The organism is Pseudarthrobacter sp. WHRI 8279 (genome assembly GCF_040224115.2).
Lineage (GTDB): Bacteria > Actinomycetota > Actinomycetes > Actinomycetales > Micrococcaceae > Arthrobacter.
The window spans coordinates 2876858-2890819 of record NZ_CP168162.1 but is presented as its reverse complement, the minus strand read 5'-3'; the positions used below and the strand labels follow the sequence as shown (position 1 = coordinate 2890819).

At 67.7% G+C, this 13962-nt stretch carries 14 protein-coding genes and 1 riboswitch; of the genes, 6 read left to right on the top strand and 8 right to left on the bottom strand.

Annotated elements, in window-relative coordinates:
• Window positions 1-46 precede the first annotated feature (46 nt).
• Window positions 47-784, bottom strand: a complete 738-nt coding sequence (locus ABRP28_RS13345) for a class I SAM-dependent methyltransferase (RefSeq protein ID WP_350005242.1) — start codon at window positions 782-784, stop codon at window positions 47-49.
• 401 nt (window positions 785-1185) lie between these two features.
• Between ABRP28_RS13345 and ABRP28_RS13340 the strand changes: the two genes are divergently transcribed.
• Window positions 1186-3087, top strand: a complete 1902-nt coding sequence (locus ABRP28_RS13340) for a DEAD/DEAH box helicase (RefSeq protein WP_350005244.1) — start codon at window positions 1186-1188, stop codon at window positions 3085-3087.
• A 101-nt stretch (window positions 3088-3188) separates the two neighbouring features.
• Here the strand turns inward: ABRP28_RS13340 and ABRP28_RS13335 are convergent, their stop codons facing one another.
• The 7 genes from ABRP28_RS13335 to ABRP28_RS13305 form a co-directional block, all read right to left on the bottom strand.
• Window positions 3189-3839 (bottom strand): MBL fold metallo-hydrolase, encoded by a 651-nt coding sequence (locus tag ABRP28_RS13335; RefSeq protein WP_350005246.1) that lies wholly within the window; start codon window positions 3837-3839, stop codon window positions 3189-3191.
• Between the two features lie 10 nt (window positions 3840-3849).
• A complete protein-coding gene (locus ABRP28_RS13330) occupies window positions 3850-4842 on the bottom strand; it encodes an aldo/keto reductase (RefSeq protein WP_350005248.1) in 993 nt (330 codons plus the stop codon).
• A 64-nt stretch (window positions 4843-4906) separates the two neighbouring features.
• Window positions 4907-5545 carry a nucleoside/nucleotide kinase family protein gene (locus ABRP28_RS13325; RefSeq protein WP_350005250.1) on the bottom strand — a complete coding sequence of 213 codons (639 nt, stop codon included), beginning with the start codon at window positions 5543-5545 and terminating at the stop codon, window positions 4907-4909.
• Between the two features lie 24 nt (window positions 5546-5569).
• Window positions 5570-5947: a multidrug efflux SMR transporter gene (locus ABRP28_RS13320; RefSeq protein WP_350005252.1), complete on the bottom strand. Its 378-nt coding sequence runs from the start codon at window positions 5945-5947 to the stop codon at window positions 5570-5572.
• Window positions 5947-6270 carry a multidrug efflux SMR transporter gene (locus ABRP28_RS13315; RefSeq protein ID WP_231453838.1) on the bottom strand — a complete coding sequence of 108 codons (324 nt, stop codon included), beginning with the start codon at window positions 6268-6270 and terminating at the stop codon, window positions 5947-5949. Before ABRP28_RS13315 ends, ABRP28_RS13320 begins: the two co-directional genes overlap by 1 nt.
• Window positions 6271-6279: 9 nt before the next feature.
• Window positions 6280-6345, bottom strand: a riboswitch (guanidine-III (ykkC-III) riboswitch).
• A 76-nt stretch (window positions 6346-6421) separates the two neighbouring features.
• Window positions 6422-6952, bottom strand: coding sequence for a ferritin (locus tag ABRP28_RS13310; RefSeq protein WP_350005254.1), 531 nt, complete (start codon window positions 6950-6952; stop codon window positions 6422-6424).
• A 108-nt stretch (window positions 6953-7060) separates the two neighbouring features.
• Window positions 7061-8242 carry an ROK family protein gene (locus tag ABRP28_RS13305; protein WP_350005256.1) on the bottom strand — a complete coding sequence of 394 codons (1182 nt, stop codon included), beginning with the start codon at window positions 8240-8242 and terminating at the stop codon, window positions 7061-7063.
• A gap of 128 nt (window positions 8243-8370) precedes the next feature.
• Here ABRP28_RS13305 and ABRP28_RS13300 point away from each other — a divergent pair, with 128 nt between their 5' ends.
• From ABRP28_RS13300 to ABRP28_RS13280, 5 genes are read left to right on the top strand one after another with little or no spacing between them, the layout of a single operon-like run.
• A complete protein-coding gene (locus tag ABRP28_RS13300) occupies window positions 8371-9699 on the top strand; it encodes an ABC transporter substrate-binding protein (RefSeq protein ID WP_350005258.1) in 1329 nt (442 codons plus the stop codon).
• A complete protein-coding gene (locus ABRP28_RS13295; protein WP_219816813.1) occupies window positions 9699-10613 on the top strand; it encodes a carbohydrate ABC transporter permease in 915 nt (304 codons plus the stop codon). The genes ABRP28_RS13300 and ABRP28_RS13295 overlap by 1 nt, the downstream gene beginning before the upstream one ends.
• A complete protein-coding gene (locus ABRP28_RS13290; RefSeq protein ID WP_350005260.1) occupies window positions 10610-11494 on the top strand; it encodes a carbohydrate ABC transporter permease in 885 nt (294 codons plus the stop codon). Before ABRP28_RS13295 ends, ABRP28_RS13290 begins: the two co-directional genes overlap by 4 nt.
• A 24-nt stretch (window positions 11495-11518) precedes the next feature.
• Entirely contained in the window at window positions 11519-12607 is a 1089-nt protein-coding gene (locus tag ABRP28_RS13285) for an ABC transporter ATP-binding protein (RefSeq protein WP_350005262.1), read from the top strand.
• Window positions 12604-13959 carry a glycogen debranching protein gene (locus tag ABRP28_RS13280; RefSeq protein WP_350005264.1) on the top strand — a complete coding sequence of 452 codons (1356 nt, stop codon included), beginning with the start codon at window positions 12604-12606 and terminating at the stop codon, window positions 13957-13959. Before ABRP28_RS13285 ends, ABRP28_RS13280 begins: the two co-directional genes overlap by 4 nt.
• Window positions 13960-13962: the final 3 nt, after the last annotated feature.

The following is a 13962-nucleotide window of genomic DNA, read 5'->3' as shown; positions in this document are numbered from 1 at the left end:
TTGCCGGCTCCGAAGGCTCCATACCTGGACAAAAACTCTCAGTGAGTCAGGGGAGCCGGGTTGCCCGCACCACGACGTCGGCGATTGTTGCGTGCTGGCCCTCCGGGCCGGTCACCGGACGCTCCCGGCTGGTCTGGACCTCCAGCTGCCACTCCGGTCCGTCCAGTCCCAGTTCCTGGACCAGCTCATCGCCCGTGTAGAACATCCCGCGGTGGTGGTGGCTGGCGCCGCCCCACGGCGGCAGCCGGTCCGGGTGGTGGCCCACCACCAGCAGTGTGCCGCCGGGCTTGACCGCGGCCGCAGCCGTGCGCAGCGGGCCCTGCCAGGCGAGCTCCTGGGAGTGCAGGAACTGCGTGGTCACCAGATCGAACGAGTTCCCCGGCTGCCACTGCTCCAGGTCCGCCTGCTGCCAGGTGATCCGGCTGGCGATGGCGCCTTCCGCGGCGTGGACGCTTTCCCGGGCCAGGGCCGCCTTCTCGTGCGAGCGGGCACGGTCCAGGGCCACCGCGGAAACGTCGACGGCGGTGACGGTCCAGCCCTGCTGGGCGAGCCAGATGGCGTCCGCGCCTTCACCGCAGCCCAGGTCCAGCGCCTTTCCCGGCCGCAGGCCCCCGGCTTCCCGGACCAGCTGCGGGTTGGGCTTGCCGCTCCACATCTGGGGTTTGCTCCGGTACCGCTCATCCCAGGTGACCGCGGCGTCCGCTGGCGTTCCGTGCGGAAGGCCCGGGCCGCCGTCGTTCTTGTCATGCTGCGTCTCGTGCTGGTGGGCCGCGTGTTCGCTCATGCCACAAGCCTGCCCCGCAGCGCCAACGAAGGCAACGCCCCCAACCAGGTAGCAGCACATGTCGTTATGGGTGCTCGAAGCGACATATGCTGCTACCTACTTGGGGGTCGGACGCAGCCGGGGAACGGGCCGGCTGCGGCGGGATGCTAGACTGGTGGAACTTGATGTGCAGTGATGCCCAGGTTTTCCTGTTCGGAGGTACCCCTCCAGCCAGGGACTGGGCTTTTTTCATGTGAGAGGCACATCCTGCGTCGATGAACGCGTTCCATTTGGTCCCGTCTGACTGCCACAATTTGCAGCGGCCCGGTTGATCACCTGACTTTTCTTCGGCGAACCCCTGGTCCAACCGGCACCGGGGGCCGATATCCGCCTGGATACCGCCTGAAAGACCGTATAAATACATGACTACTTTTTCTGCCCTCGGTACACCCAAGGCCCTTGCAGACACCCTCACCGCACAGGGAATTGTTGAACCGTTCCCCATCCAGGTCAAGACCCTCCCGGACACGCTGTCCGGGCGTGACGTCCTGGGCCGCGGCCGGACAGGATCCGGTAAAACCATCGCTTTCGCCATCCCGCTTGTAGCAAGACTCGCTGAGCGGGAAGCCAAGCACTTCCGCAAGCCCGGACGCCCCATGGGCCTGGTCCTGGCACCCACCCGTGAACTGGCCACCCAGATCAACGCCACCATCGAGCCGCTGGCCAAGGCTGCCGGCCTGAACACCACCGTGATCTACGGCGGCATCTCCCAGGCGCGCCAGGAAAAGGCGCTGCGTGCCGGCGTCGACATTGTGATCGCCTGCCCCGGCCGCCTGGAGGACCTCATCCGCCAGCGCGTCCTCACCCTTGAGGCCGTGGAAATCACCGTGCTGGACGAGGCGGACCACATGGCCGACCTCGGCTTCCTGCCCGTGGTGAAGAAGCTCATGGACATGACCCCCAGCCAGGGCCAGCGCCTGCTCTTCTCTGCAACGCTGGACAACGGCGTGGACAAGATCGTCCAGCGCTACCTGTCCAACCCGCTGACCCACTCCGTGGACGATCCGCAGGCAGCGGTGACCACCATGGAGCACCACGTGCTGGTGGTCAACGACCAGACCGTCAAGAAGCAGCTGATCGTTGAGCTTGCCTCCGGTGCCGGCCGCCGCGTACTTTTCATGCGGACCAAGCACCACGCCCGCAAGCTCGCCAAGACCCTGACCGACGCCGGGATCCCCGCCGTGGACCTGCACGGCAACCTGTCGCAGAATGCCCGCGACCGCAACCTGGCCGAGTTCTCCTCCGGTGACGTCCGCGTCCTGGTGGCCACCGACGTCGCAGCCCGCGGCGTGCACGTGGACGACGTCGAACTGGTCATCCACGTTGACCCGCCCACCGAGCACAAGGCGTACCTGCACCGTTCAGGCCGTACCGCCCGCGCCGGTTCCGACGGCACCGTGGTCACGCTGACCCTCCCCGAGCAGCAGACCGACGTCAAGAAGCTGATGAAGGCTGCCGGCGTGGAGGTCAACTTCGAGCGCGTCACCGCCAACTCCCCGCTGGTTGCGGAGCTGGTGGGCGAAATGGCCGAGAAGATCGATCCCCGCACCCGCGCTGCGCTGCTGGCCAAGAAGGCCGCACAGCAGGGCGGCGGCACCTCCACCGGTGCCAACGCCGAGCGCAAGCGGGCCCGCCGCCAGGCTGCACCCACTGCAGGCGGGCGTGGCGGCCGCGGTGGACGCGGCCGGGTTTCGGCTGAGCCCACCCGCACCGACATCCCGCGCGCCGAGCGCCGTGCCGTCGCTTTCGAAGGCCGGACCGAAGCCCGGGCAGCCTTCGACCGCGTGGCTGAGCAGAACGAGGACCGCGCGGTAGCGGCAGCAGCCGCCCGCCGCAACAACCGCGGACGCGGCACGGCCTCCACGCACCGCAACGACGTCCCCGCGGCAGGTGGCCGTGCATCGGCTGGCCGCGGTTCGGACGGGCGTGCAGAATCACGCGTCACCCGCACTGACGCCCCGCGTGGCGGCACCGGACGTCCGGCCAGCTCGGGCCGTCCGGCTTCCTCAGGCGGCCAGCGCAGCGGCCGCCCGGCAACCGGCCAGCGTGCCGCAGCCGGCGCGGGAACGGGTGCCCGGACCGGCGGACAGCGCTCGGCAGGGGCCGGCGCAGCCAGCGGCGGCAACAAGGCCGTATGGTCCTCCAACACCGGTGGCACCTCTGGCGGGTCCTACGCCGGCAACGGCGGCGGTTCCGGCCGTCCCGCGCGCAGCGGCCCCCGCCGCGCCTCGGCTCCGGCGTCCAACGAACGGCGCAGCCGCTAGGCACCAGCAACGTCCGAAGGGCCCAACCAGGGATGGTTGGGCCCTTCGCCTTTTAACTGGAGTATTCCGGCGGTTGACGCGGAGCTGTCAGTCGCGCCCGGTCACCAGCCGCGTGCGCGCCACTCCTCCAGGTGGGGCCGCTCGGCCCCCAGGGTTGTCGGCTTGCCGTGGCCCGGGTGGACCACGGTGTCATCCGAGTAGGCCCCGAACAGCCGCTGGGCTACATCGTCCAAAAGCTGTGTGAAACGCTCGGGATCGTTCTGGGTGTTGCCCACGCCGCCGGGGAACAACGAATCGCCGGAGAAAATATGCGCGGGTCCTTCGGGGTCCTCATAAACAAAGGCAATCGAGCCGGGCGTGTGCCCGCGCAGGTGGACCGCCGTAAGCGTAAAGCCGTCCACGGCCACCGTGTCCCCGTGCTCCAGGTTCCGGTCCGGCGCAACCGGCAGCGCATCGGCGTCGTCAGTTCCTGCGGCAGTGGGGGCGCCGGTTGCCCCCACCATCTCCTTCAGTGCCCGGACGTGGTCCCAGTGCTGGTGGGTGGTGGCAATGGCAGCGAGCTTCGGCGTCGCGGATGTGTCCGCGGCGGCGTCCCGCAGCAGCTGCCGGATGGCCGGCGCATCATCCGCGGCGTCGATCAGCACCTGTTCGCCGCTGGCTTTGGCAGTCAGCAGGTACACGTTGTTGTCCATCCCGCTGACCGAAATCCGGCGGATGGTGATGTCACGCAGGTCATGAATGAGTGAGTCCATGGGCTTGAGTTTATTCGCGCCCCTCCGAGACCCAGGCGGGATCGGCGGAACGGGAGCCGACGACGGCCTCCGAGGCTTCGCCAAGCGCGTCGAGGTGCGCCGGGGTCAGTTCCCGGTCCAGGGCGCCCAGGTTCTCGTCGATCCGGTGCGCTTTGCGGGTGCCCGGGATGGGGACGACCGGCAGCCCCAGCCTTCTGCCCTGGGCGAGCAGCCAGGCGAGGGCGACCTGTGCCGGCGTCGCGTCCAGCTGGTCCGCGACGGACTGCACCGTGTCCACCACCGCCTGGTTGGCGCCGGCGGCATCCGGGGCGAAACGGGGGATCCGGCGCCGGAAGTCGTTGTCCCCCAGGCTTGAGGCGTCGACGGTGCCGGTGAGGAATCCCCGGCCCAGCGGCGAGTACGGCACGAAGCCCACCCCCAGGGCGGCAGCGGCGGGGACAACGTTGCGTTCGACGTCGCGGCTCCAGATGGACCATTCGCTCTGGACAGCGGCTATGGGATGCACGGCACTGGCTTCCTCCAGTTCCTGGGCCGTCACCTCGGACAGCCCCAGGTGCCGGACCTTGCCCCGCTGCACAAGCTCCGCCATGGCTCCCACGGTTTCCGCCATGGGAACGCGGAGGTCGCGGCGGTGCATGTAGTAAAGGTCGATCACGTCGGTGCCCAGCCGGCGCAGGCTGCGGTCCACGGCCTTGCGGATGTAGGCAGTATCGCCGCGGATGTCCGTGTAGCCGTCCGCCGGCGTGCCCACCAGCCCGAACTTGGTGGCCAGCTGGACCTCGTTCCGCCGCGCCTTCAGCAGCTGAGCGATCAGTTCCTCGTTGCTGCCGCCGCCGTAGATGTCCGCGGTGTCGATGAAGCTGACACCGGAGTCCACGGCGTGGTGCAGCGTGCGGAGCGCGTCCTCCTGGTCCACCTCCCCGTAGACGGGCGTCAGGGCCATGCCGCCGAAGCCGAGCCGGCTGACGTCGAGTCCGTCGCCGAGGGTTACCGCGTGTGCCATGAGTTCTCCTGTTTCTTTGCCATTGCCAGCGCTGTTTTCGGATGCTGCTGGTAGTGGTAACCCCCTAGTGCCAGGGAATAATCCTGCTGGCCGCCGGACGGGTGGCCTCGATCAGCACGGCGTTGGCCTGGTCCGGGCCGGCTGCCCACGCTTCTGCCGCGGCCCGCTCCATCCCGAACGAGATGTGCCGCTCCACCAAGCGGTTCAGCCGCAGTGCCGGGGGTACATCAACAAACCAGACCTCGTCCAGCTGCGACCGGATGTCCTTCCAGGGTTCCTGTTCAAACAACAGGTAGTTGCCTTCCGTGATCACCAGGGGCACCTCCGCAGGGATGGCGATGGAGGCCGCCACCGGTTCATCAAGGGTGCGGTTGAACTCCGGGGCGTACACCACTGCCTCGTCCCGCCGAACCAGGCGGCGCAGCAGCGACAGGTACCCGCCGGCGTCGAACGTGTCGATGGCCCCCTTGCGCTGCCGCAGCGGCGTGCCCTCAATGATGGCGTTGCCCAGGTGGAAGCCGTCCATCGGCACCACCACAGCCTGCCCGGGCCCGAACTGCTGCTGCAGCCAGGCAGCGAAGGTGGACTTGCCGGCGCCCGGCGCGCCCGCGATGCCCAGCAGCATCCGCCGCCCGCCGTGCGGGGCGCCGTTCAAGGCGCCGCGCAGCGCAGCGACGGCCTCGGCGATCTCGGGGGAGTCCATGGCAAAAGCCTAGACTGCCGAAGCTCAGCGGCGGGCCGTTGGCTCCGGCGTGGAGCTGCGGGGTGCGTGTTCGGCCGGCAGAGCCTTGAGGCCGGCTGCGCAGCCGACGATCCCCGCAATGAACACAACCTTCAGCACGCTGAATGGCTCCACGCCGGTGGCCATCGCCCAGCCCACAGTCAGCGCGGCGCCCAGGCCCACCCATACCGCGTAGGCGCTGCCCAGCGGAATGGTGCGGATAGCCCAGCCCAGGCCCAGCATGCTCAGGGTGGCTGTCACGGCGAAAACAAGGGTTGGGCCGGGCCGGCTGAAGCCGTCGGACAGTCCGAGGGCCGTGGCCCATACGGCTTCGAGGACAGCGGAGGCCAGGAGCACCAGCCAGGGAAGTGAACGCCGCAGCATTACGCCACCACCTTCAGGCCAACCACGCACACGGCGATGCCGGAGAGCAAAAGGAGCCGCGCCGCCGTCGGACGTTCCACCCTGGTGACCATGGCATAAGCGGAGGTCAGCACTACGCCTACCCCAACCCAGACCGCGTAGGCGGTGCCGGTGGGGATGGACTGCATCGCGATGGCAAGGCCGCCCGTGCTCGCGGCGACGGAGACCAGGAAGAGGGCCGCGGGGGCCAGGCGCTGCCGTCCGGAGGCCTGGAAGGCGCGGTGCAGGGAGGCGGCCCAGACGGCCTCGAGCGCTCCGGAGAGAAGAAGTATTAGCCACGACATGGCAGATCCTTTGGCCAGTCTTGTCGCGTTCCGGGTACTGAACCGTCGTCCGGAGGCTCAGGTGCGGAGCCTTGGTTTCCAGCGTAGCAACGCCCGACGGCGGCGGGCACTTTTGGTGCCCAACCTCACCAGGGGTGCCTGCCGGGCGGGGCTAGAGGGTGCCGCCGGCTGCCTCGGGGGCAGAGGCGTCACGGCCGCCGTCGCCGATGGTTTCCCGGGCAATGAAGTTTTCGATGTCGAACAGGTTGTCCGCGCGCTCTGCGATGTTCAGCAGGGTGGTCATGGAGGCCACCTCCTCCACCTGCTCCTTGAGGAACCACAGCATGAACTGCTCGCCCAGGGCATCGTTTTCGCCGCGGGCAGCCCGGAACAGGTCCTCGATGTTGCGGGTGACTTCCTTCTCCTGCTGCAGCGCCAGGGCCAGCGGCTCGGTGACGGAATTGAAGTCGTTGCGGACGGCCGGAACGCCGGGGATGGTGAAGGCAATGTCCCGGTCAAGCATGTACTGCACCATCATCATGGCGTGGTTCCGTTCCTCCACGGACTGGCGGTAGAAGTAGCGTGCCAGCTGGGGGAGGTCCTGGTTGGCGAACCAGGTGGCCACGGCAATGTACTGCTGCGATGCGGTGAACTCGTTGCCGATCTGGGTGGACAGGAGCGCATTAAAGGATGAAGTGGTCATAGCCCGAGTCTAGGGACGGCCCGGGGGCGCCACCAGTGTGGAAAGGCTCTGCTTCTCCAAGGCAAGGCTGCCCTCTGGCCAAGGCAAGGCTGCCCTCTGGCACCCGGGTCAGCCGGCCCGCTGCGCCAGCAGCTGTTCCACCCTTTCCGGGGCGTAGAGGCTCTCCTCCACGAGCTTGCACAGTCCAACAGCCGTGGCCGTCCGGCTGTCAGCGGAGACCACCTCAAGGTCCACCAGGGAGGGTTCAAAAGCGTCCTCGAGGATCTGCTGCCGGCAGGCCCGCAGGAAGTCCGGTAGTACGCCCACGAGCCCGCCCACGGCAATCCGGCCGGGGTTCAGCGTCCCCACGGTGGCTGCGAGCGCCCGTCCCAGTACCCGCCCGGCTTCGGTGACGGCGGAGCGCACGGCGGGATCGCTGCCGCATGCATCAACGAGCTGCCGCAGGGTGCGGTAGCCGGTCAGTTCCGGTTCCGCGAGGAGCGCGCGGCCCGACGCCGCCGCCGCAAGGCAGCCGTCCCTGCCGCACCGGCAGCGGCGGCCCGCGGCTTCGGGAATCCGCACGTGCCCGATGTCCCCGGCGGCTCCGTGGGCACCGCGGACCAGGGCTCCCCGCACGATGATGCCGGAGCCGACGCCGGTACTGACCTTTACTGCCACAAGGGACTCAAGCGGCTCCCGGACCTCGCCCACGGCCATCGACCGGGCGTCATTTTCCAGCAGGACCGGGCAGTCGAGCTTCGCCTCCATGACGTCCTGCAGGCTTTGCAGGTCCCAGTGGGCAAGGACTGTGCGTTCCAGGCCGAGCCGGTGGAGAGGGTCCACCGGGGCCGGCAGTCCCACCCCGGCTCCCACAGGCTGGCGCCCGTCAAGGAGCCGGAGGGACTCCTCGATGACGCTGCCGGCCACGCCTTCCTGGGACTGGCTGATCTCGATGGGCAGCCGTGCGGAGGCCAGGATGTCCCGGCCTAGGGAGAGGAGATGGATGCTGGCGTGGGTGTGCCCGATCTCGATCGCGAGGACCAGCTTGCCGCGGTCATCGAAGCGCAGGGCCCGGGGCGGCCTGCCTCGCTGTGAGCGCAGTGCTGTGGATTCATAGACCAGGCCGGCAGTAAAGAGCGCATCCAGCCGCTCATAAAGGGTGGACCGGGCCATGCCCGTAATGTCCAGCAGGTCCGCGCGGCTGTATCCGGCAGGGCTTGAACGCAAGAGCTGGAGGACATGGCCGGCGCTCGTGGCAGGCCCTGCCGGAGGCTGGCCCGAGCCTCCGATGAGGGTCCTCTGCTGGGTCATGCTGTCCGCTCCCTTTGCCGTGCGCGGCGCACCTGTGCCGCGGTGTGATCATTGACGTGGTCTGGATCACACAATTATGATCGATCATCAGACAAAAATACTATCTGCCCTTGCAGCAGGAGGTTCCAATGTCGGATCTTGCCCATGACGTCAGCCGGCGGGCCTTGCTGAAGGGAGGGCTGATGGCTCTGGCCACCGGCCCCCTGCTTGCAGCCTGCGGCGTGAACACCAGCGGGAGCGGAGGCGAAGGCTCCGTCAACTTCCTTTCCACCCAGTTCTCCCCGGTGGAAGAGCGGCAGCGGTATGAAGCCACGCTGAAGAAGTTCTCCGGGGACATCCAAGTGGCCTACAACCCCGTTGACACCGGCGTCTTCAACACCACGCTGAAGTCCCAGCTTGCCGCCGGGAAGGTTGAGATAGGCATCGCGGCGGGCCTGCACAGCGACCTCATTCCCTTCGCGTCGCAGTTCGAGGACCTCAGCTCGCTCACCAGCGACCTTTCATCTGCCGGCTACTCCGAAGACCTGCTGGAGCTGGCGAAGCTCGGCACCGATACTCCCCGGTACATCCCCTGGATCCAGGCGACGTACGTGGTGGCGGTCAACAAGAAGGCGCTGGACTGGCTGCCGTCAGGTGCCGACGTCAACAACCTCACCTATGAGGACTTCCTGGCGTGGGCGCAGGCGGCCAAGGCGGCGAACGGGGGGCGCCCGGTGTTCGGTATTCCTGCCGGGCCGAAGGGCCTCCACCACCGCTTCTACCAGGGTTTCCTGTTCCCCAGCTTCACGGGCGGGCAGATCACCACGTTCCGCAATGCCGATGCCGTCACCGCCTGGACCTACATGCGCGACCTCTGGGCCAACATGAACCCGGCCTCGGCGAATTACGACTTCATGCAGGAACCGCTGGGCAACGGGGAAGTCCTGGTGGCGTGGGACCACGTGGCACGCCTTATCAACGCGGTCCAGGACAAGCCTGACGACTGGCTGATGGTGCCCGCCCCGTCAGGCCCGAAGGGCAAGGGCTACCTGCTGGTCGTCGGCGGCATGGCCGTGCCCCAGGGTTCACCGGAAAAGGACAAGGCCTTCGAGCTGATCAAGGCACTGTCAAAGCCGGAGGCGCAACTCGAGACGCTGAAGTCCAACGCCTTCTTCCCGGTGGTGAAGGCGGATATCGGAAGCGACCTCCCGGGCGGCATCGCACTGGAGGCCAAGGCGGTCAAGGCGCAGCAGGAAGCCCCGGACGCCATCCTTGCGCTCCCGCCGGTGGGCCTGGGCGACAAGGACCCGCAGGTCTCGCAGCTGTTCAAGAACTGCTTCCAGGAGATCTGCCTGAACAACGCGGACGTCAAGGCGACGCTGGACCGCCAGGGCGCGGAGCTGGCCGGCATCATGGACACGCTGAATGTTCCCTGCTGGGCCCCGGATCCCGACGCTGACCAGTGCAGGGTTGCGTGATGGCTTCCCCCGACGCACCCGCTGCCGCCAGGCCGCGGCCACGGCCCGCCAGGCCCCGCGGCCGGCCGCCGCGGAGGAGTGGAACCTCGGCGGCGATGCTGCTGATTGCCCCGTCGATTGTCTTCATGACCCTGCTGTTCGGCTGGCCCATGGTCAGCGGCATCCTCCAGGCGTTCGGCGGCCCGGAGGGGCTGACCACCGCGAACTTCACCCGGATGGCGCAGGACCCCTACTTCTGGTCTTCCGTGGGCAACACCCTGCTGCTGATCGTGGTGATGATTCCCATCCAGTTTGTCCTGGCGCTGGCCATGGCCCTGCTGATCCGGGCCAAACCGCGCGGATCCTCGGTGTACTTCTATATCTGGGCCATCCCCCTGGCGGTCAGCGATCTCGCCGCCGGCCTGGTCTGGCTGACGGTGTTCACGGACCGCGGCTACCTCAATTCCGTCCTGGCCTCGGTGGGCCTTGAACCGGTCTCCTGGCTGGCCTATGACAACTACGCCTCAATGTTCATGGCCGTGCTGATCGCGGAAGTCTGGCGGGCAACGTCGCTGGTGTTCGTGATCGTCGTCGCCGGGCTGCAGTCCATCCCCAAGGACTATGAGGAAGCGGCCGGCGTTTTCGGGGCCGGCTTCTGGGACAGGCTGTGGCACGTGACCCTGCCGCTGCTGCGGCCCAGCCTCCAGACCGCCCTGATCCTGCGGACCATCCTGGCCTTCCAGACCTTCGCCGTGGCCCTGGCCCTCACCGGGCAGAACTTCCCGCTGGTGGTCGGCGAGACCTACCGCTGGTACACCGGGCTCCAGGACGCCAACGTGGCGTCGGCCCTGGCCCTGGTGGTCATGGCGGTGTCCATGGTCACCGCCGTCGGCTACCTCAAGCTCCTGAAAGACCAGTCGGAGGCACCGCGATGAGCCACGCCACCACCAACAAGGCAGCCGCCCCGGCGGGGCGCCCGGAGCCGGAGGTTGACCGCAGGCCGCTGGCGAAGCGGCGCCGGAACCGGATTCTGTTGCAGCTTGGCTGCATCCTGATCACGCTCTTCATGGCACTGCCCATCTACCTGATCGCGCTGTCCGCCACCTCCAGCAGGGCGGCCCTGCAGGAATTCCCGCTGAGCTTCATCCCGAACAATTTCTCCCTTGAGACCATGCAGACGTTCCTGCAGTCCACGGGCATCCTGGGCGGGCTCATCAACTCCGTCCAGGTGGGCATCTTCACCCTCCTGCTGTCCCTGATCATCGGCGTCCCGGCGGGTTACGCCGTGGCGCGTTTCGCCTTCCCCGGGAGGGACCCGTACCAGCTTTTCCTGCTGTTCACCCGGGCACTGCCGATCGTGGTGCTGTCCGTGCCGCTGGCCCAGCTCTTCCTGCAGACCGGGCTGTACGACAGTGTCCTGGCCGTCGTCCTGCTCCACACCGCGCTGGCACTGCCCACCACCATCCTCATCACCTCCTCGGTGTTCCTGGGCGTGCCGCGGGACGTTGAGGAAGCTGCCCGGATCTTCGGCTGCAGCCCCGTGCAGGCCTTCCTCAAGGTGGTCATGCCCATGGCCATCCCCGGCATTGCCGCGGCCTCGATCTTCACCTTCGTGATGTCCTGGAACGAGGTGCTGGGCGCGTCGATCCTTACCCTGAACCAGCGCACCCTGCCGGCCCAGGTCCTCAGTTCCCTCGCCGAGTCACCGCTGGCCTACCGGTTCGCCGGCGGCTTCCTGCTGGTGATCCCGGCACTGATCTTCATCTTCTTCATGCGCCGCTACCTCACCAACATGTGGGGCTCCACCATCCGCTGAGCGTGTTTCCAGAGAGGCTGTTCCATGGCTGACATCTCGATCAAGGGTCTCAAAAAGACCTACCCCGGCAGCACCGAGCTGGCCACCAACAACGTTTCCCTCGATGTTGCCGAGGGCGAGTTCATGGTGCTCCTGGGGCCTTCGGGCTGCGGAAAGACCACCCTGCTGCGCATGGTGGCGGGGCTGGACTTCCCGGACGAGGGAAGCATCTCCATTGGGGGCAGGGACGTGACCTACCTGCCGCCGCAGGACCGGAACCTGTCCATGGTGTTCCAGTCCTACGCCGTCTTCCCGCACCGGAAAGTCCGCACCAATATCGGGTTCGGGCTGGTGATGAAGAAGATGCCGCGGGACGAGGTGGAAAAGAAGGTCGCGTGGGCCGCGGACCTGCTCCAGCTCACCCCCTACCTGGACCGGTACCCCGCCCAGCTGTCGGGCGGGCAGCGGCAGCGCGTCGCCGTCGCACGCGCCATCGTCATGGACGCCGACGTGCTGCTCATGGACGAGCCGCTGTCCAACCTCGATGCGCTGCTGCGGCTGGACTTCCGGGCGGAGCTGAAGAAGATCGTCCAGCAGCTGGGCTCTACCACGCTGTACGTGACCCACGACCAGGTGGAGGCCATGAGCCTCTCAGACCGGGTGGCCGTGATGAAGAAGGGGCAGATCGCCCAGCTTGGCCACCCCATCACCGTCTACGAGGAACCCGCTGACCGGTTCGTGGGAGGTTTTATCGGCTCGCCGCCCATGAACTTCCTGGAGGGGCGCGTCACCCAGCAGGGTGCCCTGGAAGTGGCCGGGCAAAGCACTGAGGCCCCCGAATTCCTGGCCCACTCAGCGGCCCGGTCCGGAGGCCTCCCCGTGATGGTCGGAATCCGGGCGGAGAACATCTACCTCGAACAGCGGGGAACTCCGGGGACCCTGGACGCCACCGTGGAAGTGGTGGAACCGCTGGGCCACGCCACGCTGCTGACCGTGGACCTGGGCGGGCAGACCATCAAAGTGCAGGTCGCTTCCACGGTGCGGGTCTCCTCGGGAGAGAAGGTTGGCCTGCGCTTTGACCAGGCCGCCATCCGGTTCTTCGACACGGAAACCCAGCTGGGACTCACGGCATGAGCCCGGCGCCGGACTGGGGCACGTTTCCGATACGAACCCTTGAGGAGCTGGGGAGCCGGGCGAAGGACGTCCTGGCAGCGAACGACATCGGCACCATGGTGACGGCGGCGCCGAACCTGTACCCGCACATGTGGAGCTGGGATGCCGCTTTCGTGGCCACCGGCCTTTCCACCGTGAGTGTGGCCCGTGCACTCCAGGAGCTGGACTACCTGGTGGCCGCACAGTGGAAAAGCGGGATGATCCCGCACATCGTCTTCTCCGACGTCCCGGGCTACTTCCCCGACGTGGACCGGTGGGGGACCCGCGGCGTTTCGCCGGAGGGCGTGCAGTCCAGCGGCATCTGCCAGCCGCCGGTCCACGCCACCATGCTGCGCCGCATCGTGGAAAGGGCGACGGCGGCCGGCGGCGAGGATGCCAGGCTCGCGGAGGAATTCACGCGGCGGACGCTGCCGCAATGGATCGACTGGCACGGCTGGCTGCGGAGCGCACGCGGCGGGGACGGCACGGGCCTGCTCACCATTTACCACGGCTGGGAATCCGGGATGGACAACTCGCCGCGCTTCGACGGCCCGTACTCCCGGGTCCAGCCGGGGCAGATGGAGCCGTTCGTCCGGACCGACACCCTGAAGGTCACGGACCACAGCCAGCGCCCCAGCGACGAGGAGTACAGCCGCTACCTGTGGCTGGTGCAGCAGATGGCCGGCGTTGGGTTCGACGACGCCCGGCTGCCGGGGGTGATGTCCTTCCAGGTCAAGGATGTTTTTATGTCTGCGATCTTTGCCGCGGCCAGCGAGGACCTCGCGGTGCTGGCCGAACAGTTCGGCCTGCCGGAGGAAGCTCCCCAGCTGCGGCAGTGGGCGCAGGAATTCCGCGACGGCGTGGACGCCACCGTGGATGCGCAGACAGGCCTTGCGCGGGACCGGGACGTACTGACGGGCGAATGGATCGGGCCGCCCACCATCGCCGGTTTCGCGCCCCTGGTTTCCACCGCGGACCAGGCCCTCCTGGACCGGCAGCTGGAGATTTTCGAGGGGCCGGACTGGACCGGTGATCCGCGGCTGGCCTTCCCGCTGCCCGCCTCCACGTCCACCACGTCTGAGGGGTTGAAGCCGCGTCAGTACTGGCGTGGACCGGTGTGGCCGGTGATGAACTGGTACCTGGCCCACTGCCTGCGCAGGCGGGGCGACGGCAAGCGCTACCGGCAGCTGCGCGAGGCTTCCCTCGCCCAGCTGATGGAAGGCCATTTCGGTGAGTACTATGAGCCGTTCACCGGTGAGCCGCTGGGCAGCATGGACCAGTCGTGGACAGCGGCCGTAGCGCTGGAGTGGCTCGCCGATCCTGAGAACGGCTGACCC